Origin of the sequence: Algibacter pacificus (assembly GCF_008033385.1) — a bacterium.
Lineage (GTDB): Bacteria > Bacteroidota > Bacteroidia > Flavobacteriales > Flavobacteriaceae > Algibacter > Algibacter pacificus.
Genome location: NZ_ML701731.1, coordinates 1 through 26120 on the forward strand (window position 1 = coordinate 1; position 26120 = coordinate 26120).

A 26120-nucleotide genomic window follows, 5' to 3' on the forward strand; every position below is an offset into this window, starting at 1 on the left:
GAAACACAATCACACCAATAATCACCGAAAACATGGATCCTTTATGTGAAGGGGATAAGATTTACACCTTTACCTATACGGATTGCGCCGGGAATTCTTCGGTTTATACTTACACTTATACTCTGGATGTGACGACCTTACCCGTAGTTCCAGCCAATGGATCCAGCACCGTTGAATGCTTAGCCGATGCCACGCAACCAACAGCGCCAGAGGTCAAAGATGTTTGTGGAAACCCAATCACACCAATAATCACCGAAAACACGGATCCTTTATGTGAAGGGGATAAGGTTTACACCTTTACCTATACGGATTGCGCCGGGAATGTTTCGGTATACACTTACACTTATACTCTGGATGTAACGACCTTACCCGTAGTTCCAGCCAATGGATCGAGCACCGTTGAATGCTTAGCCGATGCCACACAGCCAACAGCACCAGAGGTCAAAGATGTTTGTGGTAATGACATTACCCCCGTGATCACCGAAAACACGGATCCAGTATGTGAAGGAGATAAGATTTACACCTTTACCTATACGGATTGTGCAGGAAATGTTTCGGTATACACTTATACCTATAAAATAGATAAAACAATATTACCTGTTGTTCCTGCTGATGCAGGTAGTACGGTAATGGATATTGTAGATGCTATACAACCAATAGCGCCGGAAGTTAAAGATTCTTGTGGGAACAATATAGTCCCTGTAATAACAGAAAGTGCAGATGTAATTTGTGATGGGGAAAAGATGTTTACTTTTACATATACAGATTGCGGCGGTAATTCTTCCGTGTATATTTATACATATACCATTGATGTAACATCTACATTGGATATAGCTAATACAAATGTTATGAATTGCAGTGATTTGCCTCTTGATTACGATTTGACAAGTTTAACAACATTATCAGGTGTAACTTTTAAATGGACAATAACACCAAATGCAGAGGTAAGTGGCGCATCAAATGGGAGTGGTAGACAAATATTAGATGCTATAACAAATCGTAGTGGAGTGGTTCAAGAGGTGTTGTATACAATAATACCTTTTAATAGCAATGGTTGTGAAGGAACACCTTTTGAATTAGTAGTATCTATTCAGCCGGAGCCTTTTGTTTCAACATTACCAAAAGATATAACATGCAGTAATAAGACTTTAAATCATGATTTAAGTGCTGATGTTGATTTAGCAGGAACTACTTTTTCATGGGTGGCTTCCAATAACGTAGATGTTAATGGAGAAACTACAACAGCTTCAACAGGTTCTTTAATTACAGATACTTTAATTAATGTTTCAGGATTAGAACAAACAGTTATTTACACGATAACACCAACTTCAGTTAATGGTTGCGTTGGCGATTCTTATGAATATGTTGTAATTGTTAGTCCGCAAGCTGAAATGTTAGTTAAAAAATCTACATTACCGGCTATAGATGGAAGTTACGATACCGTTGGAGAAGTTATTCAATACGAGATTACCATAGAGAATATAAATGAGGTTGAATTGAGTCATGTTAGTATTGAAGATACTAATGCCGATTCTGGAAGTGTTTTACCTACAAATGTTACTACAATTCCAGCTATGGGGTTAGTCACTTTTACAGCTTCCCATACCATTACTCAGGCAGATTTAGATGCAGGGCAAGTTGTAAATAAAGCAGTAGCATCAGGTGTAGATCCATGTGGAACATTAGTTTTAAGTGATTCCGATGATCCAACTACAGCAGAGCCTAATGATGATACAATTACGATATTGTCTCAAAACCCTTCTGTGTCTTTAGAAAAAACAGTAGTATTTAATGATGAAAATGAAGATGGAATCGCTCAAAAAAATGAAACATTAACGTATGCTTTCAAAGTTATTAATACAGGGAATGTAACATTAAGCAATATTTCTATAGCCGACCCATTAGTTGCTGTTAAAGGTGGGCCAATAAATTTATTACCTACAGATTTTGATGATAGTACCTTTTATGCAACCTATATTATTACACAAGAGAATATAGATTCAGGACGTGTTACAAATTCGGCAACAGTATCAGGGAACAGTCCTAATGGAGGTATTGTTTCAGATACGTCAGATGATCCCAATAATGCTACTGATCATGATGTTGATAGTGATGGAGAACCAGATGATATAACGGTATTTACTTTTGAAGAAAACCCACAATTAAAAGTTTCAAAAACAGGGGTGTTTATAGATTCTAATGGCGATGGCACTGCTCAAGTAGGAGAAACAATAGCATATACATTTGATGTTTTAAATACAGGAAATGTTACTGTTTTTGATATTTCAATTACGGATGATTTAGTGACAGTCTCTGGGGAACCAATAACTTTAGCTCCAAGAGAAATTGATAACACGACGTTTACAGCTAATTATGTGTTAACACAAAAAGATATAGACGAAGGAAGTGTTACCAATATCGCAACTGTTTTAGGAAAAACATTGCGTGGCGTTATAGTTAGCGACGACTCTGATGATCCAACCACCACAGCCGATAATGATGCTACAATAACGTCGTTATTGCAAAACCCTCAATTATCTTTATTGAAAACCTCTCAATTTAATGATGAAAACGGTAATGGTTATCCAGAAATAGGAGAGAGTATTACTTATATTTTCGATATTAGAAATACAGGAAATGTGACTATCAGTGATATTGAAATTACCGATGCAAAAGTTACGGTTAGTGGAGGATTAATTACCTTAAAGCCAAATGAAAGGGATAATTCTACCTTTACAGCAAATTATGTCATAACCCTAGCAGACATAAATACAGGAAAAGTTACAAATACAGCAATGGCAAGCGGTAAAGATCCAAACGGTAGTGTTGTGTCAGACACTTCTGATGATCCTAACAACCCAATGAACGTCGATTTAGATGGTAATGGAGATCCTGATGATAATACAGTAACAATCTTATCTGCTAATCCGCAAATAAGTGTTACCAAAACAGGAGTTTTTAAAGATGAAAATGGAGATGGAATAGCACAAGTTGGAGAAACAATTGTTTATGCTTTTAATATAACAAATACGGGAAATGTAACTATTAGTAATATTGAAGTTACCGATGCATTGGTTATGGTTTCAGGAGGAGAAATTAGTTTAAATCCTACGGAAAATGATAACACTACATATGTAGCAGTTTATACCATAACACAATTGGATGTAGATGCTGGATATATTGCGAACACCGCAATGGTTACAGGTAAAGACCCAAATGGACTGGTTGTAACAGATACTTCGGACGATCCTAATAATCCAACAAATAATGATACCAATGGTGACGGAGAGCCAGATGATGTAACCATTACAAGTTTACCATTTAAAGGCGGTATAAGTTTAACAAAAAGCGCTTTACCAGCAACCGATGGAAATTACGATAGTGTTGGTGAAAAAATTACATATCAACTCATAATAACCAATACAGGAAATACAACATTAACAGATGTGCGTGTTACAGATGTTAATGCAGACTCAGGAAGTATTACGCCATCAAATATAGCTTCAATAGCACCAGGGACAAGTGTTACAGTAAATGCAGAGCATACCATAACCCAAGAAGAAATAAATCTAGGAGTTGTTTCCAATACCGCTTCAGTTGAAGGTTTAGATCCATTCGGAAATTCGGTAACAGATGATTCTGATGATCCAAATAATACAACGGATAATGATACAAACGGCGATGGGGAACCAGATGATGTAACAAACACAAGTATAAAGCAAAATTCATCTATAGAATTAGAAAAAACCTTCGTGTTTAAAGATAATAATGGAGATGGTATTCCTCAAAAAGGAGAAATAATAATTTATAATTTCTCAGTAGTCAATACTGGAAATGTAACTTTAAGCAATATTATTATTTCAGATGCAAAGGTCACCGTAAAAGGAGGACCAATTAGCTTAATGCCTTCAGAAGAAAATCATTCAACATTCTATGCCGAATATGTTATTACTCAGGCAGATTTAGATTTGGGAAGTATTTCAAATACAGCAACTGTAAAAGCAACAGATACCAATGGGGGAGCGGTAACAGATACCTCCGATGATCCCAATGATACAACCGATAATGATATTAATGGAGATGGTGAGCCAGATGATACTACAATAACAAATTTATTAAAAAAGCCAGAATTAAAAGTATCAAAAACCGGAACCTTTATTGATGCAAATGGTGATGGACTGGCACAAGTAGGCGAAAATATAAAATATGTTTTTGATGTATCTAATACAGGAAACGTTACTATGTCTAATATTGTAATTACAGACCCTTTAGTAACGGTGTCAGGAAATACAATAACTTTAATTCCTGGTGAAACTAATAGTAACACATTTACCGCACTTTACGAATTAACACAAGACGATGTAAACAGCGGTTTTGTTGAAAACACAGCAACTGTTTCGGGAACAGACCCTTCTGGAAATATAATAACAGATGATTCCGATGATCCAACAACAGTAAATGATAATGACGCCACAGTAACAAGTCTGGCTAGAGATCCAGAATTAGCGTTATATAAAACAGGAATTTTTAATGATGAAAATGGCGATGGTATTCCTCAAAGTGGAGAAACTATTTCTTATGTTTTTGATATAAGAAACACAGGTAATGTAACGGTGTTTAATATTGTAATTACAGATCCAATTGTAGCTGTAATTGGAGGACCGATTGATTTAAACCCTGGCGATTTAGATAGTACCACCTTTACGGCAGAATATACGATACAACAATCGGATATAGATTCCGGTAATTTAACCAATACAGCACTAGCCGTTGGAGAAGATAATGACGGTGGTACGGTTACAGATGTTAGTGATTATTCCGATGATCCTGATAACCCTATAAACGAAGATATTGATGGAGACGGTGACCCCGATGATCCAACAGTAACCGAGCTTACTGGTAATCCCGAATTAAGTTTAATTAAAACAGGAATATTTAATGATATTAACGGAAATGGATTAGCAAATGTTGGTGAAACCATAACCTATAACTTTGGAGTTACAAATACAGGAAACGTTACAGCTACAAATGTTTTAGTGACAGATGCTTTAGTAGCAGTGAATGGCGGTCCAATAGATTTAATTCCTGGACAAACAGACACCACAACATTTAGTGCTGTTTATACTATAAGTCAGTTTGATTTAGATTCAGGACAAATTACCAATACAGCTATAGCTACCGCTCAGGATCCTAATGGAAATACAATTTTAGATTATTCTGACGATCCAAATAATCCAAGAGATGTAGATGATAATAATGATGGTAACCCAGATGACGATACCATGACAACCTTACCAACAAAAGGAAGTATAAGTATTATTAAAGAAGCGTTAGCTGCTAACGATGGGGCTTATGATACGGTTGGCGAGCAAATTGGTTATAATATTACAGTCACAAATACAGGTACTACCACCTTAACCAGTATTAAGGTTATAGATACCAATGCAGATCGTTTACTTCCTTCTAGTATAACCTTGTTAGTTCCTGGAGAAAGTGTTTCTGTATTGGCAACACATAATTTAACACAAGCAGATATTGATACAGGAAATGTCTCAAATTCAGCAACGGTAGAAGCAACGGATCCTTTTGGAAACTTGGTGGAGGATACATCCGATGATCCAAATAACATAACCAACGAAGATATCAATGGAGATGGAGAACCAGATGATATTACAAATACCACAATCAAACAAGCTCCATCATTATCCCTTACTAAATCAGCAGACTTAGCACCCGATGGCTTGTGGGATACCTTAGGGGAGGTTATTACGTATAGTTTAGAAGTTGTAAATACAGGAAATGTAACATTATCAAACCTTGTGGTTACAGATAACAATGCAGATGTAGGAAGTATTATGCCTGCTCAAATAATAGCCTTGGCACCAGGAGAATCTGTAGCTTTATCGGCAAGCCATAGCATTACTCAAAACGATTTAGATACTGGTTTTGTAACTAATACCGCGCTAGTCACAGCAGAAGATACTAATGGAGGTATCGTTACAGACGAATCTGATGACCCCGATAATCCAACAAATAATGATGCAAATGGAGATGGAGAGCCAGATGATGCTACGGTTACTAATACACCACAGTTGGCTATTTTAGATATCACGAAAACTGTGAATATGACTACATATTCTAATATCGGTAATATGCTAACTTATACCATAAATGTTACAAATACAGGAAATGTAACTTTAATTAATCTAGCCCTAATAGATCCTAATGCCACAATTGTTAGTGGAGCTACAACCTCTATTTTAGCTCCAGGAGAAACGTTTACGGCAACAGCAGAACATGTTATTACAACCGCCGATATTGATGAAGGTGTAGTTGAAAATCTAGCTTATGTAGATGGCACAATTATTAATTCTAACATCTTTATAAGAGAAGATTCAGATGATCCTAATAATACAACTAATGTTGATATAGATAATGATGGGGATCCAGAGGACCCAACAATAAGTGTGTTTAACGGATCTTCAGATATTGGTATTGATAAAGAAGTAGATAATATAAACCCAATAGTTAACGATCAAGTTGTATTTACTATTACATTAACTAATGAAGGATCTGTAACAGCAACCAATATTGTTGTAGAAGAAACGCTTCCAAGTGGATATGAATTTGTATCTTATTTAGCAACTTCAGGTACATATTCAGAGTTTGATGGAGCATGGACTGTACCTGTAATTAATGAAAGCGATGTTGAGCTATTAGAGATTACAGTGAAAGTATTAGGTTATGGAGACTATTTAAACACTGCAACTATTAGTAGTTTAAATGGTGGTATGGATACAAACCCTACAAATGATTCGGCTAGTGCCTTTGTAGATGCCGGTTGCAGTTTAGTTGATAAGGAGTTTTCTCCGAATGGCGATGGCAATAACGATACCTTAATTATAGATTGTATAGAGCGTTATCCAAATAATAACTTTGAAGTTTATAACCGTTGGGGTAACATTGTTTATAAAAAACAAGGCTATGTGAATGCCAATGGCTGGGACGGAACTTCTAATGGAAGAGCTACTGTTAATGATTCAGATAAATTACCCGTAGGTACCTACTATTACATATTAGATTTAGGTGATGGATCTAAACCTAAAGTTGGTTGGTTATACATAAATAGATAATATTAAAGTAAAAAAGATTAAAAAGAATGATAGATAAATTATCATATATAAAAAGCTTTATTTTATTAGGCTTTACCATACTGCTAAGTTTAGATATAGCAGCGCAGCAAGACCCTCAGTTTACACATTACATGTATAACACAATGACTGTAAATCCAGGGTATGCCGGACAGCGAGATGTGTTAAGCGTAACAGGATTATATAGAACACAGTGGGTAGGTATAGATGGCGCACCTAAAACATTAACCTTTGGAGTACATACACCACTTAGAAATGAACGTATAGGTTTAGGTTTAAATGTAGTAAGCGATCAATTGGGACCTTCAAAAGAAACAAGTGTAGATGGTAATTTTTCATATACCATACCTTTAGACCTCTATGGAGATTTAGAATTATCTTTTGGGCTTAAAGCAGGACTTCATAGCCTGGATACTAATTGGGACCATGTAGTATTGAGACCGGGAAGAGAAACACCCCAGAATTTAACGTTATTATCTCCTACTTTGGGTGGTGGTTTTTATGTGCATTCTCAAAAATGGTATATAGGATTATCAGTACCTAATATATTAAATACAGATCATTATGATGACATACAGCAATCTATAGCTAAAGAACGCTTGCACTATTTTTTAATAGGAGGCTACGTGTTTGATATAAATGAAAACACAAAATTAAAACCCGCTTTTTTAGTGAAAGGTGTTTCGGGAGCTCCTTTAATAGCCGATCTTTCCATGAGCGCTTTATTTAATAACAAATTTACTTTAGGGTTAGCTTATAGATGGGACGATTCTGTTAGCGGAATGTTAGGATTTCAATTATCTGAAGGTTTACTAATAGGGTATTCTTATGATTTTACAACAACAGCTTTAAATAGTTATAATAGTGGAACTTATGAAATTATGTTACGCTTTGAGTTACAGGAATTAGGCAAATTATTATCACCAAGATTTTTCTAAATAAAATAGAATGAAAAATATAAAACACATTATTGCAGTAGTGTTTACCTTTATTATAGGTTTAATAAATGCTCAAGACATAAACATAGAAAAGATATCTAAAAACTACGATTATTTAGCCTATGTTACCACAAGTGAAATATTGTTGAAAGTAGCAGAAAAAGGCTATGAGTCTTCCGAGTTATTTCAGAAACTAGGAAATTCTTTTTATTTCAATAATAAAATGGAAGACGCCGTAAAGTGGTATGAAAAATTAATGAATTTAGAGCATCAAAACCCATTAGATCCAGAATACTATTTTAGATACGCACAAGCTTTAAAAGGTATAGAGGATTATAAAAAATCTGATAAATGGATGAAAAAGTTTAAAGAAGCCAACCCTTTAGATTTTAGATCTATAGCTTTTGATGAAAATAAAGATTATTTATCTCGTATTGAAGAGCGAAGTTATAAAAATGTGATAATAAAAAACTTAGAAATAAACTCTAAGCTTTCTGATTTTGGAACAACACCATATAGCGATCAAATTATATTTGCATCATCAAGAGGAAAATCTGGTATGATTTATAAATGGAATAATCAGCCTTATTTAGACCTGTATTCGGCCACCAAGCAAGACGATGGCGCGTATGGACTTGTAGAAAAATTTGATGATAAAATAAATACAAAATTTCATGAATCATCAGTAACTTTTACCCCGAATGCTAAATTTATATATTTTACTAGAAATAATTATTTTAAAAAGCGCTATAGAAAAGACGACAAGGATTTTAATAGACTACAATTATTTAGAGCAGAATTGGGAGAAAATGGAACATGGGGAAATATTAGTCGTATTCATTTTAATAATGATAGTTATAGTGTTGCTCACCCAACTATAAATGCCGATGGAAGTAAATTGTATTTTGCTTCAGATATGCCAGGGAGTATCGGGATGTCCGATATTTACGTAGTATATATAAATGAAGATGGAACTTTAGGGACTCCAGAAAACTTAGGAGTAAATATAAATACAGAAGGAGTTGAATCTTTTCCTTTCATAAATAAAAAAGGAGATTTATATTTTTCATCAACGGGATACCCAGGATTGGGAGGTTTAGATATTTATGTGATTAAAGACTTTGAACAACTAAGAAATAAAAAAACCAACACATATAACATTATAAATATAGGCAAACCATTTAATAGTTTTTCAGATGACTTTGCGTATTATGAGAATTTAAAAAAGCATACAGGGTTCTTTTCATCTAATAGAGAAGGAGGTAAAGGGGATGATGATATATATAGTTTTACTATTGGAGATTGCAAACAAGAGTTAGCAGGTATTGTTAAAGATTTTAAAACGCAAGATTTATTAGTAAATGCTACAGTAACCTTATTCGATGCTTTAGGAAATGTGATAGAAACAAAAAAAACAGGAGCAGATGCAAGCTTTAGTTTTCAAGCGGATTGCAATGACGTGTATTTGATAAGAGCAGAAAAAGAAGATTATTCTACCGATGAGAAACGTATTGAAGCAATAAATTCAATAGATAATTTAAATCTGAAATTACTATTAAAACGAGATAAACAAAAGGTTAAATTGGGAGACGATTTAGCTAAAACTTTAGATATTCCTATAATCTATTTTGATTTAGATAAATCTAATATTCGTCCTGATGCGGCTTTAGAACTTCAAAAAATAATTCAAGTCATGAAAGAGCATCCAGAAATGAATATCGAAGTGCGTTCCCATACCGATAGTCGTGCTAATGATGCCTATAATGATGCTCTGTCAGAAAGAAGAAATAAAGCAACAATTAAATACTTAGTAGCTATTGGTAAAATAAAAGCTTCTCGTTTACGAGGAAAAGGTTATGGTGAAAAAAGACTAGTTAATAGATGTTCCAATGGCGTTAAATGTACAGAAGCAGAACATCAAAAAAATAGACGAAGTGAATTTATAGTATTTTAATTAAGGGGTAAGCACATTAAAAAAAGGAAGAAAACACGCTTTAAATGGGGGCAGATTTACAATCAATTGTATATTTGTTTTCCTAATAGGTTATAATCAATATTAACGAACCTATGGATTTTGAAATTATTTTTAAAAAACACAAAATTTTGGATAGACTCACTAATTTTAAGCTACATTTTTATTGTTTTTCATTATTAATTCTATTTCCATTTCTACAGGAGCCTTGTAACCTAAAGCAGAATGAAGTCGTTTATAATTATACCACTTAATACACTGGTCAATAACCTGATAAGCTTTTAAAAAGTATTTAAAGATATATCTGTTTGTGCATTCATATTTTATTGTTTTAAATAAGCTCTCTGCTAAAGCGTTGTCCTAGCAGTTCCCTTTTCTACTCATACTTTGCGTTATTTTCTTACTAGATCTTAAAACACTTGTCATTTTATTCGATGCATATTGTACACCTCTATCAGAATGAAAAATAAGGTTATTGGTTATAATTCTGTTTTTTCTGGACTGTAACCAGGCTCTATAGACGATGTTTTCAGTATTCATATCCTGGGTTAATACCCAAGATATTATTTTCCTATCTGCTAAATCTAAAACAGTTGTAAGGTAATTTCATTGATTGCCAACTTTTATATAGGTAATATCCGAAACCCATTTTTCACCTAATTGTATACTTGTAAAGTCTCTATCTAGCACGTTCTCGGCTAAGGTAAAGGTATGGTTTGAGTCTGTTGTACATACCCTAAACTTCTTGCTTAATATACTTCTTAAACCTAATTCTTTCATAATTAAAGCAATGTAGGATCTTGAGTAAAGAAGGCCTTCACGCTCCAAAGATTTTTGGATACCGAAACTGCCATAAACTTGGTTGCTATCGTTAAAAATAGCTGTAATCCTTAATTTTAAAAGAGATATAGAACTCTTTTCACGTTTATGTTGGGCAATGCGCAACCAAGTATAATAACTGTTTTTGCAAACTCTCATGCAGTTACACATCTTTTCAACAGGAAACAAACCAGTGTTGAATTTAATAAACTGGTATATTACTTGTCGTTATGGGAAAAGATGCTTACCGCTTTTTTTAAGATATCACGCTCTAATTTAACATACTTCAACTCCTTTTCCAAAGCTTTTATTTTAAGCACCTCTTCCTTGTTGACATTGGTCACTCCCTTTTTGTTAAATTATTTGTCCCATCTATAGATGGAAGCTTGGCTAACCCCAAACTCTTTGGTGAGTTCCTTTACTGATTTACCTGAATTTAACAATTCCATCAAGGTCTTTGTAAAACTTTGATTATAAGCTATTCTAACCATTTTACTAAGTTAATTTATTCACTTAAAAGCGTACCAACAAAACTAGACAATCCACTACTTTTTCAACTAGCTCACCAATACCAGAAACCCCTTCTTTTTAAAATATTTAATCTATAATTTTATAATAGGTTGTATCTTTTTCTTTACCATCAAACCAACGATTTATATCAAGGCATCCCAAATATTCATTAATATTAAGTTTACGGTTTTAACATTTGATTAACGTTCTGTTCTTTTTTTATTGATGTTTATATAAAATCGAAATATTTACAATGCCCAAACTAATATTCACTTTTGCATCATTATATAACTAATGTAAATATTTTAATGAAAATGAATAAAAAACTAACTAGATGTTTTATTCTGATGCTATTCCTAATAGTATCTAATGCTTTTGCTCAAACCGCAGGAGGAACCATTGAGGGTATTGTTATAGATAATGAAAATATACCTTTACCAGGAGCAACTATTTTTCTAAAAGGAAATCAAAATGGAGCGGCTTCAAATTTTGATGGAGAGTTTAAAATATTAAATGTACCACCGGGAACTTATAATGTTGTTGTAAGCTTTGTTGGGTATTCAAGTAAAGAAATTTCTGTTAGCCTAAAAGCTAATCAAAATGTAGATTTAGGATCAATAAAGCTAGAACAATTATCTGAATCTTTAGACGAGGTGGTTGTAACTGCTTTAGGAATTAGTAAAGCTGAGAAAAAAATTGGTTATGCTACACAGAAAATGGATGTAGACATTATTGAAGAAATAAATGCACCCAATGTAGGGAATTTATTTACGGGCCAAGTTGCCGGATTAACAGTAAGTAATCCAACAGGATTATTTCAAAAACCAACATTCTCTCTTAGAGGAAAAACGCCATTAATTGTTATAGATGGTATTCCTGTAGAAACGGATTTTTACGATGTTTCGGCTAATAATATTGCTAACATAAATGTACTAAAAGGAACTACGGCATCTGCACTTTACGGGTCTAGAGGAAGAAACGGAGCCTTATTAATAACCACTAAAAATGCCAAGGAAGAAGGCTTGGAAGTTACGGTATCGCATAACACCATGGTTTCTGCTGGTTTTACGGTGTTTCCAGAAACACAAACCGAATACGGAAATGGTTCGAATGGAAAATATGAATTCTGGGATGGTAAAGATGGTGGTATTTCCGATGGCGATATGATTTGGGGACCTAAGTTCGAGCCAGGCGTTTTAGTTTCTCAATGGAATAGTCCAATTTTAGATAATGTTACTGGCGAAACTATTCCGTGGTGGGGTGATGTTTCAGGAACGCAATACGATGATAAATCGCGATATTCTCGAGTGCCAACGCCATGGGAATATCATAATAACTTAAAAGATTTTATGGGAACGGGGTATATTTCTAGTACCGATTTCTCAATCGCAAGCAAGTCTGAAAAAGGATCGTTTCGTTTATCTGGAAATTATTCAGACCAAAAAGATAGAGTGCCTAATTCAAGTCTAAAAACCGGTGGTTTAACTTTTAAATCTACAACCAACTTATCAGATGCACTTACCTTAGATACCAAATTATCTTATAATAAAGTGTATTCTCCAAACTACCCAAGACATGGATATGGACCAAAAAACCACATGTACACCATTTTAATTTGGATGGGTGATGATGTGAATGGGAAAGAGTTAGAACAACACATGTATGTTCCGGGTCAAGAAGGATACCGACAAGCGAACTTTAACTATGCTTGGTATAACAATGTGTATTTTGCAGCTAATGAATTAAACCAACAGTATAACGCCGATTTAATTAATGCACAAATGGTGTTAAATTATAAATTAGCAGAAGGTTTAAATTTACAAGGAAGAGGATCGGCTGTGGTTCAAGATATTTTTGAAGACAGAGAGAGTCCTAAAACCTATTTGAATTATGGTGATGCCAGGGAAGGGGATTATAAAACATGGAATTCAAACAAATTAACGGTTAATTATGATGTTCTTGCTTCATATACCAAAGCATTGAATGATGATGTTTCTTTCGATATTAATGCAGGCGCTTCTACCTATTACAGAAAATACCAACAAGAGTATAATTCTACAGATGGTCTTGTAGTACCTTTTGTTTATAGTCTTAATAATACAAGCGGAAATGTTACTGCCACCACGTATTCAGAGCAAAGAGCAACCAATAGTGTTTACGCCACAGTAGGTGTCGATCTTTATAACGCGGTGTTTTTAACGGCTGCAGCAAGAAACGACTGGTCTTCTACCTTACCAACAGAAAATCGTTCTTACTTTTATCCATCGGTTTCTTTAAGTACTGTGGTTTCTAATGTTGTAACCATGCCAGAATTTATAGACTATTTAAAAGTTTATGGTTCTTGGGCACAAGTATCTAGTGATTTAAGCCCATATAGTACAGAATCGTATTATACAAATAGTGGCGTTTTTGGAGGTAATGTAAAGTTACAATACCCTAACGGATTAGTGAATTCTAATATCGAACCAGAAAGTTCAAATTCTTTTGAGTTAGGCGTTAGTTCGGCATTTTTAAAAAATAGAATTGGCTTAGATCTTACTTATTATAATGTTGTAGATACCAATCAGATTATCGATTTACCAATTTCTAATACGTCTGGTTTCGAAAACAGAAAAGTAAATGGTAATGAATATACCACAAATGGTTTTGAAGTTGTCCTTAATGCCAAACCTATTATAAACGATAACTTTTTATGGAACGTAACAGCTAACTGGAGTAAAAAAGTTAGAAAGATTACAGAAATTTATGGCGGTAATACTACTTATAATAATTTAAGACTTAATGATCGTGCCGATAGTTATTATGCTACGGTTTGGCAAAAATCGGCCGATGGCGATTTAATTTTAGGGTCTAACGGTTTGCCAATTAAAGATAACTACCCGCAATTATTAGGACACAACGATCAAGATTGGACATTAGGTCTTCAAAATAGTTTTAAGTTTAAAAAATTAACCATCAACGTTGGTATAGACGGTGGCTGGGGAGGTTTAATTCGTTCCAAAACGGTTGAAAAAATGTGGTGGGGAGGTAAACATCCTAATTCTACAGAATATAGAGATGCAGAATATGCGGCAGGCGTGCCTGTTTATGTACCAACAGGTGTTCAAGTAACCGGTGGTGAGTTGATTCAAAATGTGAATGGTGATGTTATTTCAGATACCAGAACATACACCCCAAATACAACAGCGGTTAGCTGGCAAACGTGGTCTCAGCAATACCCTTATAGAGCTGCGGTTACCTACAAAGAAAGCGAGAAGTTTGCTAATATTTTTGATCGATCGTTTTTTAAATTAAGAAGCCTTTCTTTTAAATACGATTTAACTGAATTAGCAAATATTAACCGAGTTAAAAGTTTGGATGTAACCTTAAGCGGATACAACTTATTAATGTGGAAGAAAGCAGATATTATCGATCCAGATTTTGGGAATGATGATGATTTGCAAGATCCTTCTACAAGGTATATTGGTCTAGGTGTTAATGTTAAATTTTAGTAAAAAAACAAAATGAGAAAAATAGTAATTTTATTTAGTATAACCGTATTGATGGCTTTTACAGGTTGTCAAGACCTTACAGATTTAAACGACAACCCCAATAATGTGAGTGAAACTCATCCGCAATTATTGTTAACTAATATCGCAAGTAATGCGTTTAGTGTAGATGGAACAGGAACCTTATATGCGTCTCGAATTTTAGTGCAAACCGATGGTGAAAATACCGGTCAATATTATAATTGGAGTCGTGGTAGTTTTGACGATTACAACATGTTGGGAGAAGTCACCAAAATGATGCAGGAAGGTGAGCGCATAGGAAGCGCTGAATACGTAGCTTTGGCTAAGTTTTTTAGAGCATATTATTTTTATAATCTCACACTTACTTTTGGAGATATTCCTTATAGCGAAGCGCTTAAAGGGGAAACAGAAGAAAATTATTTACCATTATACGATACCCAAAAAGACGTGTTTGTTGGTATATTAAATGAATTGTCTAAGGCTAACGATTTATTACAAGCTAATACCAATATCATTGATGGTGATATTATTTATGGTGGAAACACTGTTAAATGGCAAAAATTGATTAATTCGTTTAGGTTAAAGATACTTATGACGCTTTCTAAAAAGGAAAGCGATACAGATTTAAATATTAAAAATGAATTTGCGAGTATTTATAATAACGCCCCATTAATGGAATCAAATGCAGATAATGGACAGTTAGTCTTTTTGGATGAAGAAGGAAGCCGTTATACAGAATTTAACTCGAGTGGGTATAGTTCAGGAATGTATATGGCGTCGACATTTATAGATATGCTGAAAAATAGTGAAGACCCAAGATTATTTATTTATTGCGGACAAACTAAAAACGGAAAAGAAGCAGGCTTAGCCATCGATGATTTTTCCTCGTATGAAGGTGGCGATCCTTTGGCGCCTTACGCAGAAGTAAATGATAAAGCCGCTGCTGGTGATGTTTCTAAAGTTAACGATAGATATACTACAGATCCAACAACAGAACCTCATAACTTAATGGGATATTGGGAATTAGAATTTGTTTTAGCAGAAGCTTCTGTGCGTGGGTGGATAACGAGCGATGCTAAAACTCATTATGAAAACGGTGTAAAATCGTCTTTTAGTTTTTACAATACTTATGCTAAAAATTATGAATCTTATGTAGATGCATCAGCTGCCGATACTTACCTTATGGGGTCGGAAGTTACATTTAACAATGCACTTTCTACCAATGAAAAATTAGAGCTTATTTTAACTCAGAAATATTTCACCTCCTTTTTACAAACCGGATGGCGGTCTTATTTCGATCATTTAAGAACGGGATTTCCAGCTTTTGCACAAACAGCAGGGGTAACACCTCCAACACGATGGATATATCCAACGTCGGAATATAACAATAATTCAGAACATGTAGAGGCCGCTATCGAAAGCCAGTTTGGAACCGGAAATGATAAAATTCGTGAAATACCTTGGTGGTTAAAATAGAGTTAGCTTAAGTTAGTGGAATATTTCCGCTACAGCGAGGCACTTTTTAATCATAAAAAAAAGTAATTAAGACTATGGGGATTTACGCTCCATAGTCTTTGATTTCAGATAGGTTCATATAAATTTATACCAACGAAACAAAAAATAGACAAATGAAAATAAATAAAATACTTTTCGGTTTAATTTTAATTCCGATTATGAGTTTTGCTCAAGTTGGAACTCCAACATTTTTAGTAAAACCTTTTTTACAAGATGCGGAGCCTAATTCTATTATAATAAAATGGGAAACGTCTCAGGGTGAAGAAAGTATTGTAGAATGGGGTTTAACATCTAAATTAGGTGAAAAATCAAAAGGAATTTCTTATGATGTTAATTTTTCGGAAAGCAGAGTGCATGAGGTTAAAGTTGAAGGATTAAAACGGTTTACGGATTACTATTACCGAGTGCGTACAGGAAAATTAGTATCCAATATTTTTCAGTTTAAAACACCTCCTTTTTCTTCGGATAATGAGTCGTTTAATTTGATTGCGATGAGCGATATGCAAAAAGATCATAACAATCCTGATAAATTTTTAGAGGTTGTAAACGATGGTATTTTAAGTTATTTAGAAAAGGAGTTTGAGGGAACCCTTCCTAATAATTTGGCAATGGTTTTAGTTCCTGGAGATTTGGTGGAAAACGGCAGAAAATATGAACAATGGCAAAATGATTTTTTTACACCTGCTGAAAAAATATTTTCAGAAGTGCCTGTGTATCCCGTTTTAGGAAATCATGAACGTAATTCCTTATTTTATTTTAAATATTTTAGCCTTCCTGAAAACGGAACGCCTGCCTATGCCGAACATTGGTGGTATAAAGATTATGGAAACACCCGTATTATTGGACTTAATTCCAACGATGGATATCGTAATCTGAATGAACAATATCAATGGCTTGAGAATGTATTGAAGGATACTGAAAAAAATGACAATATAGATTTTGTCTTTGCACAAATGCATCACCCACATAAATCGGAATTATGGATTCCAGGAGAAACCGATTTTAGCGGAAAAATAGTGAAGGCTTTAGAAGATTTTTCAACTAAAACAGGAAAACCAAGTATCCACTTTTTTGGACATACCCATGGTTATTCTAGAGGACAATCTAAAGAGCATAAACACCTATGGATAAACGTGGCTTCGGCTGGTGGTGCTATTGATAATTGGGGCGAATTTGAAGGTCGAGATTACGACGAATTTACCGTAACCCAAGACGAATACGGTTTTGTTGTACTTGAAGTAGACGCGAATAAAGAGAACCCGAAATTTACTATTAAACGAATAAGTAGAGGGAATGAAGAGCATTTTAAAAACAATGAAGTTACCGATACTTTAGTGGTTTATAAAAAGGAAAGAAAACCAATAACTCCAATGGTAATGTCTCCTAATAATGAAGTTGTACCAATAACGGGAGCGCTATTAAAAGCAGGCGATTTTAATAGTGATTATAAAAGTGCGTTTCATGCGGCTTCGAATTGGCAAGTTTCTGAAAATGAAAATTTTGATACATTAGTGATGGATAGCTGGAAACAATTTGAAAACTGGTATTATTTAGAAAACCGACAAAAAGATGATGATTTAACCGATGAAAAAACAAGGCGTTTAAAACCAAATACAACCTATTTTTGGAGAGTGCGTTACAGAGATCAAAATTTAAATTGGAGCGATTGGTCTCAAACGGCATCATTTAAAACTGAAAAATAAAAAATCATGAAAAAAGGCTTTAAGTTTTTAATTCTTACAGCTGTACTGTTTATTTCTTACGGGATAAAAGCACAGTCCGATAATAAACCGAATATATTTTTAATCACCTTAGATGGGGTAAGATGGCAAGATGTCTTTACCGGTATAGACACCGTTTTATTGAACAGCGATTACACCAAAAGTAAAACGTTTTTAAAAGAGAAATTTGTTGGAAATTCTATTGAAGAAAACAGAACGCTATTAATGCCTTTTTTCTGGAATACCATTGCTGAAAAAGGACAATTACATGGTAACAAAAATCTTGGGAGTAACGTGAATCTCACCAATACTATGGCGTTTTCATACCCGGGATATAATGAGATTTTAACAGGAGCGGCCGATGATGAACACGTGAATAGTAACAAGAAACTTTACAATAAAAATATAAGCATTCTTGAAAAAGCAAACCATTTTGATGCCTATAAAAACAAAGTTGCCGCTTTTTGTAGTTGGGATGTGTTTCCATACATCATAAACGATAAACGCAGTGGTATTCCGGTAAATGCTGGATATATGGATGCTACATGCGATTTAAATAACACAGAAAAGTTTTTAAATGACATCCAACGTCAAGCCCCAATTATATGGGAAGGTGTCAGATTGGACGTTTTTACACATCATTTTGCTAAAGAGTATATTAAGAAAAATAAACCGAAATTGGCTTATATTGCTTATGGAGAAACGGATGATTTTGCTCACGAAGGTATGTTTGATTTTTATGTAAAATCATTACATAATACCGATGCTTTAATTAAAGAGTTGTGGGATTATGTTCAAAATGATGCATTCTATAAAGACAATACGTATTTTATTATTACTACAGATCACGGTAGAGGTACAGGGGTTGAAAAAGAATCGATATGGACTAGCCACGGTGATGAAGTTAAAGGCGCAGACCAAACTTGGATCGCTCTTTTAGGACCAACTATTAAAGGAACTGGCGAAGGTGAAAACGAACAGTTTTATACCAATCAAATTGCTGCAACTATTGCTAATATTATTGGTTTAGAAATTTCGGATTCTAAAATGGGGAAGGCATTGAAACTTTAAAAGGCTAGTTTTAAAATAAATAAAAGACAATATTTAAATTAATCCGAAAGGCCATTGAGCAGCCGGATGTCATGCTGAGCTTGTCGAAGCAACGCAAACGAATTGATAATAATGTGTATCCTTTTCGCCAAGTTCAACCAGACAAATAACACATCATAGATTTTTTATACAACCTCTTTATATTAGAAAAGAGGCTGTATTGTATTAAAAATATAAGTTCCATAGTTTAAAATAGAGTACTATTGAAATAGAAAATAAGTTATTTACAAGCTTTTAAATTCGTTAATAACTCCTGAAGAAATGGGCTTTAAAAACCCATCAAAATTCCTATTTTGCACCTTCTATTTTAAACTGAAACAAGTGAAAGTCTGTATAGCCGAAAAACCAAGTGTTGCCCGCGAAATTGCTACCGTATTAGGAGCGAATACCAAACGCGATGGCTATTATGAAGGCAATGGTTACGCGGTAACTTACACCTTTGGACACTTGTGCACGCTTAAAGAACCCAACGATTATAAACCTTACTGGAAAAGTTGGGATTTGAATAATTTACCCATGCTTCCCGAGAAATTTGAAACCAAAGTGGTTGCGAATGACGGTATACAGAAGCAATTTAGGATTGTGAAAAGTTTATTTGATAAAGCCGAATTGGTTATAAATTGTGGGGATGCCGGGCAAGAAGGAGAACTTATTCAGCGTTGGGTGATGAATGAAGCTGAATATAAAGGCAAAGTACAGCGTTTATGGATTTCATCCTTAACCACCGAGGCGATAAAAGAAGGATTTCAGAATTTAAAACCTGCTGAAGATTACGATAATTTATATTATGCCGGATTTTCTAGAGCCATTGGCGATTGGCTTTTGGGCATGAATGCCACCAGATTATATACCGTAAAACATGGTGGTTATAAACAAGTGCTATCGGTAGGGCGGGTGCAAACCCCAACATTAGCTATGGTTGTGGGGCGTTTTAAGGATATTGAAAACTTTAAGCCGCAACCGTATTGGGAATTGCAAACCTTGTATCGTGAAACGCTTTTTAGTTATGAAGAAGGGCGTTTTCTTAAAAAAGAAGATGGGGAAGCTTTAGCGAATAAAGTAAAAGAAAGTGATTTCGAGATTCTATCGACCACCAAAAAGAAAGGGAAGGAATACGCTCCAAAACTTTTTGATTTAACAGGTTTACAGGTATATTGTAATACCAAGTTTGGTTTTTCAGCCGATGAAACCTTGAAAATTGTTCAGAAGTTATATGAACAAAAAGTAGTGACCTATCCCAGAGTAGATACCACATTTTTACCGAATGATGTCTATCCAAAAGTACCCGGTATACTTGGTAAATTAACCAATTATGCTACGTTAACGCAACCGCTTTTAGGGAAGAAAATAAAAAAATCGACCCGCGTTTTTAACGATAAAAAAGTCACCGATCACCACGCTATTATTCCAACCGGAATTCAAATTAATTTACAGTACAACCAACAGCAGGTTTACGATATTATCGTAAAACGGTTTATTGCGGTGTTTTATGACGATTGTACGGTTTCGAATACCACTGTTTTGGGTAACGCGGCCAAAGTTGTTTTTAAAACCACGGGAAAAGAAATTTTAGAAAAGGGCTGGCGTGTGGTTTTTGAAAATCCGAATGCCAAAGAAAAGGAATCGGGAATTTTACCCACTTTTGTAAAAGGTGAAAAAGGGCCGCATGAACCCTCGTTTTTAGAAAAAGAAACCAAGCCGCCAAAGCAGTTTACAGAGGCAACGTTGTTACGGGCTATGGAAACGGCAGGGAAGCAGGTGGACGATGAAGAGTTACGAGATTTAATGAAAGAAAATGGTATCGGGCGTCCATCGACACGAGCCAATATTATTGAAACGCTTTTTAAACGAAAATATATAAAGCGTAATAAAAAACAGGTGTTACCAACCGTTACCGGGATTCAGTTAATTGATACCATACAAAATGATTTGCTGAAATCTGCTGAACTCACGGGGTCTTGGGAGAAGCAATTAAAGGATATTGAAAAAGGAACCTTTAGTGCTGGCGCTTTTATAAAAAATATGAAGCGCATGGTAGATGCTTTAGTTTACGAAGTGCGAAGCGAAACTAAACGTGCGAATATTTCTCAGGCTAATGTGGTGAAAACCCGAGCAGCTAAAGCAACCGTAAAAAAGCAAGCTGGTATTTTGGCTGAGGTTTGTCCGAAATGTAAAAAAGGACAGCTTTTAAAAGGGAAGACTGCTTATGGTTGTAGTGCTTATAAAGACGGTTGTAATTTTGTAATGCCATTTAGTTTTTTGGATAAAAAAATCTCTGAAAAACAGTTTATTCGATTGCTACAAAAAGGTTCTACGGTGAATTTAAAAGGTTTTAAAACGGATAGCGGAACAGTTGAAGGTCTATTGCGTTTTGATGATGATTTTAAGTTGAAGTTGGAACCGAAAGTACAGGTGGCAAAAACAGAAAAACCAGCAGATACTTCTGGTTCTGATACGTTGACTTGCCCAAAATGTCATAAAGGCACCGTGATAAAAGGAAAAACGGCTTATGGCTGTAGCGCTTATAAATCGGGTTGTGATTTTAAAATGACTTTCGATACAGTAAAATCTAAAATTAACGGACAGAAGCCAACAAAAGAATTGGTTTATAAAATTTTGAAAGGCGAAGTGTAGCTTGTTTCTTTTTTGTCATGTCGACGAAAGGAGACATCACATAAAGCTATTAAAAGCCCATGTTATGTGATATCTCCTTTGGTCGATATGACATCAGTTTGCAGTTTTAGTTCGTTGCATTATGATGAATAAAAGTTTTGTACAAACAGAATAGAAGTATTTAAAGAAATAATAGGAATGCGTTTGTCATGTCGACGCTAGGAGACATCACATAAAGCTATTAAAAGCCCATGTTATGTGATATCTCCTTTGGTCGATATGACATCAGTTTGCAGTTTTAGTTTGTTGCATTATGATGAATAAAGGTTTTGTACAAGCGAAATAGAAGTATTTAAAGAAATAAAAAGTATGCATTTGTCGTGTCGACGCTAGGAGACATCCCATAAAGCTATTAAAAGTACTTGTTATGTGATATCTCCCTTCGTCGATATGACAGTAGTTTGCGGTTTTAGTTCGTTGCGTTATGATGAATGATAGTTTTGTATAAACGGAATAGAATATTTAAAGAAATAAAAGGAATGCGTTTGTCATGTCGACGCTAGGAGACATCACATAAAGCTATTAAAAGCCCATGTTATGTGATATCTCCTTTGGTCGATATGACATCAGTTTGCAGTTTTAGTTTGTTGTGTTATGCTTAATGATGGTTTTGTACAAACAGAATAGAATATTTAAAGAAATAAATAGTATAAGTTTGTCATGTCGACGCTAGGAGACATCACATAAAGCTATTAAAAGCCCATGTTATGTAATATCTCCTTTGGTCGATATGACATCAGTTTGCAGTTTTAGTTTGCTGGATTATGATGAATGATGGTTTTGTACAAGCGAAATAGAAGTATTTAAAGAAATAAAAAGTATGCATTTGTCATGTCGACGCTAGGAGACATCCCATAAAGCTATTAAAAACGCTTGTTGTGTGATATCTCCTTTCGTCGATATGACAGCAGTTTGCGGTTTTAGTTTGCTGTGTTATGCTGAATGATGGTTTTGTATAAACAGAATAGAAGTATTTAAAGAAATAAAAGGAATACGTTTGTCATGTCGACGTTAGGAGACATCACATAAAGCTATTAAAAGCACCTGTTAGGTGATATCTCTTTTGGTCGATATGACATCGGTTTGTAGTTTTAGTTTGCTGCATTATGATGAATAAAGGTTTTGTAAAAACAGAATAGAAGTATTTAAAGAAATAAAAGGAATACGTTTGTCATGTCGACTTTAGGAGACATCCCATAACAGTAGGTTTTATTAATAGAGAAAATCTACTTATTTTATTTTTAAAGCGAAACATACAAATTGAACAGTCCGTAGAATTCCCAAAAAGAATTAGAGAATGACCGATAATAATACCGAGAATACCATTGAACATAAACACTACGCGATTTACAAACCTTATGGGTTTTTAAGTCAGTTTTACAGTAATTCTACACAGCAAAAGCGTAAACGGTTTTTAGGCGAATTGGGCAATTTCCCGGAAGGTATTATGGCCATTGGTCGTTTGGATGAAAAATCGGAAGGATTGTTATTATTAACTACCGATGGTAAAATGAGCGATTTTGTAAACAGCCAAAAGGTGGAAAAGGAATACTACGCACAAGTGGATGGCGATATTACAGAGGAAGCTGTTGCGCAATTAAAAGCGGGTGTAGAAATTGGTTTTGATGGTAAAAAGTACCAAACAAAACCGTGTAAAGCTTTTAAATTAGAGTCGCTCCCTGAGGTTCCAAAAGCACAGCAAAAAATTAGAGATGATCGGCATGGACCAACATCTTGGGTGTCTATTACTTTAAACGAGGGTAAATTTAGACAGGTACGTAAAATGACTTCGGCGGTTGGTTTTCCGACGTTGCGATTGGTGCGTGTTAGGGTAGGAAACCTTGGTTTAAATGATATGCAAATTGGTGATGTTATTGAACATAGCACATTTGCCCTGCGTTAGGGATTGCAGTGGAAAACCCACAGCAAGACCAATGATAATTGGACTTGCGAGGATTTGTAGCGTAAAGCCCGACCCTTGGGTAACGCCCAAAAAAATTAAATTTCTAGCTTTTTAATTTCTTTATAATTTCGGTTTAATTGTTTTAATAATAGCCCGTAAATAAGCTTGTAAAATAACCAAATAACGCCAATAAATATACAGGTAATTAGGAGTAGAAATGCGATAATGACTAGCATTTTTGTGTTTCCTGCCGTGGCGAGTTGGTGCGATATTTTTGGATTGTTGTGCAAGGCATAGTAAAAACCAACCATGATGGATGTGCCCGCCATAACGAGATTATAGAGCACGTAATATTTTACTATTTTACGTGTTTTTATAATGCTTTCCATAAGTTTTTTTGTGCTATCGGTAACCGAAATGGATTGGTACGATTTGTAGAGCAAGTAAATAAAGATCCCGATGATGATGTAACTAAAAATAGTGAAGGCTACAAATACCGTGTCGTTTGTGTAAATGGCGTCTAGTTTTGCTTTGTATTCTGGGGTGCAAAAAAACGGAATCATGTTTATGATAATCCAAAACGCAAGTTCGGCGATGCTAATGTAAAAAAGGGTCTTTACGATGGAAGACGATTTTTTATGCAACATGGGGTAAATATCATTTACCGTTAGTTTTTTATGATTGGGTTTGGTGGCGTTCCAATCCTTTTTTAAGATATCTAATTCATCCATAGCGTTACGGATTTAGTATGGTTTTAAGTTTTGTTTTTATTCTATTCATTTTCACACGTGCATTCACTTCACTTATTCCTAATGTGGTACTTATTTCTCTGTAATCTTTGTCTTCTAAATACAAGAAAACGAGTGCTTTTTCAATGTCGTTTAATTGGTGTACAGCTTTGTACAGTATTTTTAATTGTTGGTCTTTGGTGTCGTCGTAATCTTCTGCTTTTATTTTAAAAGCTACGCCTTCATAATCTTGGGTGTTTATGGTGCGTTTCGATTTTCGGTATAAGGTAATCGCTGTGTTTAAAGCGACTCGGTACATCCAGGTACTGAATTTAGAATCGCCACGAAATTTAGGATAGGCTTTCCATAACTGGATGGTTATTTCCTGAAATAAATCGTTGTGGGCATCATAATTATTGGTGTACAAACGGCAAATTTTGTGCGCAATATTCTGATGCTTTTCTAGCAATTCTACAAAACTATGTTCTAGTTCTTTATTCAAAGTTGTGGGTTAGTTACTCTATAAGTAGTTTGTAATTTAAAATTGTTACAGAAATTTTTAATTTTTTTAAACGGATGCTGTTATTGGTTGTGGTTGCCTGTTTTTTTTGATTTTAAATATAGGGAATTAATGTAAAAACGGCTGCTTAATTTTTATTTAAGCAGCCGTTAATTTATGTGTTTTAACTGAATGTTTTAGTTTACTGAAATAAGATTGACATCGAAAATTAAAACAGATCCTGCCTGAATACCGTTATAATAATAATTTCCGTAAGCTAAATGAGCCGGTACTAAAAGTTTACCGCTTCCGCCTTCTTTAAAATAAGGGATGCCTTCTGTCCAACCGGCAATAACTTGTTGTAGGTTAAATGAAACGCCTGAATCATCGCTTTCATCGAATACAGTTCCGTCAGTGTAGTACCCTTTATAGGCTACGGTAACATTATCGCTTTCTGTGGGTTGGGCTCCTGTACCTTCTTCATCAATAATATAATATAATCCGCTACCAGTTTTTTCGGCGGTTAAATTATTGTCTTCAATATATTCTAAAATGTCTTGGTCGTTTTCGGTTTTGTAGTTTACATAAATTAATTCTATGTCGAAAATTAACACCGAGCCAGCTGGTATAATACCATTGGTCGAACTTCCATATCCTAAATGTGCAGGAACTATAAGTTTACCGCTACCACCTTCGTTAAAGTACGGAATGCCTTCTAACCATCCATACATTAAGCCTTCTAGGTAAGTATCAAAATAGTCATCGGTAGATTCATCAAATACGGTACCATCGGTTAAATAGCCTTTATAATCTACTAGAACACGGTCGTATAAAATTGGGGCTTCTCCTGTGCCTTGCTCGTCTATAATGTAGTATAGACCAGAATTACTTTTTTCAGCATCTAAATTATTGTCGGATAAATAGGTTTGAATTTCTGCGTCGTTTTCTTCCGAATAATCAATAAATTCTTCTGTTTTACTGCATGAGGTAATTACTAGTAAGGTAAGTGCTATTAATAGAGTGTTTTTCATTTTTCTGTTTTTTTTTGTAAATATAGGGTGAATTATATTTG

General features: G+C 34.6%; 12 protein-coding genes and 1 pseudogene. 9 read left to right on the forward strand and 4 right to left on the reverse strand.

Annotated features, from left to right (window positions below):
• The first annotated feature begins 8 nt into the window (after positions 1–8).
• From FQU21_RS00005 to FQU21_RS00015, 3 genes are read left to right on the forward strand one after another with little or no spacing between them, the layout of a single operon-like run.
• Entirely contained in the window at positions 9–7133 is a 7125-nt protein-coding gene (locus FQU21_RS00005; protein ID WP_456236597.1) for a DUF7507 domain-containing protein, read from the forward strand.
• 26 nt (positions 7134–7159) lie between these two features.
• A complete protein-coding gene (locus FQU21_RS00010; RefSeq protein WP_147675971.1) occupies positions 7160–8089 on the forward strand; it encodes a PorP/SprF family type IX secretion system membrane protein in 930 nt (309 codons plus the stop codon).
• Between the two features lie 10 nt (positions 8090–8099).
• Entirely contained in the window at positions 8100–10043 is a 1944-nt protein-coding gene (locus FQU21_RS00015) for an OmpA family protein (protein WP_147675972.1), read from the forward strand.
• Positions 10044–10211: 168 nt separating this feature from the next.
• Here the strand turns inward: FQU21_RS00015 and FQU21_RS00020 are convergent.
• Positions 10212–11371, reverse strand: a pseudogene (locus tag FQU21_RS00020) (IS3 family transposase).
• 333 nt (positions 11372–11704) lie between these two features.
• On the opposite strand from FQU21_RS00020, the gene FQU21_RS00025 reads away from it, so the two are divergent.
• The 6 genes from FQU21_RS00025 (at position 11705) to FQU21_RS00050 (ending at position 23821) form a co-directional block, all read left to right on the forward strand.
• Positions 11705–14881: a SusC/RagA family TonB-linked outer membrane protein gene (locus FQU21_RS00025; protein ID WP_147675973.1), complete on the forward strand. Its 3177-nt coding sequence runs from the start codon at positions 11705–11707 to the stop codon at positions 14879–14881.
• A 12-nt stretch (positions 14882–14893) separates the two neighbouring features.
• The gene (locus FQU21_RS00030) at positions 14894–16375 is read left to right on the forward strand and encodes a SusD/RagB family nutrient-binding outer membrane lipoprotein (protein ID WP_147675974.1); all 1482 of its coding nucleotides are present in this window, start codon (positions 14894–14896) and stop codon (positions 16373–16375) included.
• Positions 16376–16527: 152 nt separating this feature from the next.
• The gene (locus tag FQU21_RS00035) at positions 16528–18117 is read left to right on the forward strand and encodes a fibronectin type III domain-containing protein (protein WP_147675975.1); all 1590 of its coding nucleotides are present in this window, start codon (positions 16528–16530) and stop codon (positions 18115–18117) included.
• Positions 18118–18123: 6 nt separating this feature from the next.
• A complete protein-coding gene (locus tag FQU21_RS00040; RefSeq protein ID WP_147675976.1) occupies positions 18124–19206 on the forward strand; it encodes an alkaline phosphatase family protein in 1083 nt (360 codons plus the stop codon).
• A 360-nt stretch (positions 19207–19566) separates the two neighbouring features.
• Entirely contained in the window at positions 19567–21879 is a 2313-nt protein-coding gene (locus FQU21_RS00045; protein WP_147675977.1) for a type IA DNA topoisomerase, read from the forward strand.
• A gap of 1336 nt (positions 21880–23215) precedes the next feature.
• Positions 23216–23821 carry a pseudouridine synthase gene (locus FQU21_RS00050; RefSeq protein ID WP_147675978.1) on the forward strand — a complete coding sequence of 202 codons (606 nt, stop codon included), beginning with the start codon at positions 23216–23218 and terminating at the stop codon, positions 23819–23821.
• 95 nt (positions 23822–23916) lie between these two features.
• Here FQU21_RS00050 and FQU21_RS00055 read toward each other — a convergent pair whose 3' ends face one another.
• The 3 genes from FQU21_RS00055 to FQU21_RS17815 form a co-directional block, all read right to left on the reverse strand.
• The gene (locus FQU21_RS00055; RefSeq protein ID WP_147675979.1) at positions 23917–24552 is read right to left on the reverse strand and encodes a hypothetical protein; all 636 of its coding nucleotides are present in this window, start codon (positions 24550–24552) and stop codon (positions 23917–23919) included.
• A gap of 4 nt (positions 24553–24556) precedes the next feature.
• Positions 24557–25051 carry an RNA polymerase sigma factor gene (locus FQU21_RS00060; protein WP_147675980.1) on the reverse strand — a complete coding sequence of 165 codons (495 nt, stop codon included), beginning with the start codon at positions 25049–25051 and terminating at the stop codon, positions 24557–24559.
• Positions 25052–25245: 194 nt separating this feature from the next.
• Positions 25246–26079, reverse strand: a complete 834-nt coding sequence (locus tag FQU21_RS17815) for an FKBP-type peptidyl-prolyl cis-trans isomerase (RefSeq protein WP_147675981.1) — start codon at positions 26077–26079, stop codon at positions 25246–25248.
• Positions 26080–26120 lie beyond the last annotated feature (41 nt).

What these genes read in the sequence shown, in the direction of transcription:
- FQU21_RS00010 (WP_147675971.1), top strand. Translation starts at nt 7,160, where the DNA reads ATGATAGATAAATTATCATATATAAAAAGCTTTATTTTATTAGGCTTT.
- FQU21_RS00015 (WP_147675972.1), top strand. Translation starts at nt 8,100, where the DNA reads ATGAAAAATATAAAACACATTATTGCAGTAGTGTTTACCTTTATTATA.
- FQU21_RS00025 (WP_147675973.1), top strand. Translation starts at nt 11,705, where the DNA reads ATGAATAAAAAACTAACTAGATGTTTTATTCTGATGCTATTCCTAATA.
- FQU21_RS00030 (WP_147675974.1), top strand. Translation starts at nt 14,894, where the DNA reads ATGAGAAAAATAGTAATTTTATTTAGTATAACCGTATTGATGGCTTTT.
- FQU21_RS00035 (WP_147675975.1), top strand. Translation starts at nt 16,528, where the DNA reads ATGAAAATAAATAAAATACTTTTCGGTTTAATTTTAATTCCGATTATG.
- FQU21_RS00040 (WP_147675976.1), top strand. Translation starts at nt 18,124, where the DNA reads ATGAAAAAAGGCTTTAAGTTTTTAATTCTTACAGCTGTACTGTTTATT.
- FQU21_RS00050 (WP_147675978.1), top strand. Translation starts at nt 23,216, where the DNA reads ATGACCGATAATAATACCGAGAATACCATTGAACATAAACACTACGCG.
- FQU21_RS00055 (WP_147675979.1), bottom strand. Translation starts at nt 24,552, where the DNA reads ATGGATGAATTAGATATCTTAAAAAAGGATTGGAACGCCACCAAACCC.
- FQU21_RS17815 (WP_147675981.1), bottom strand. Translation starts at nt 26,079, where the DNA reads ATGAAAAACACTCTATTAATAGCACTTACCTTACTAGTAATTACCTCA.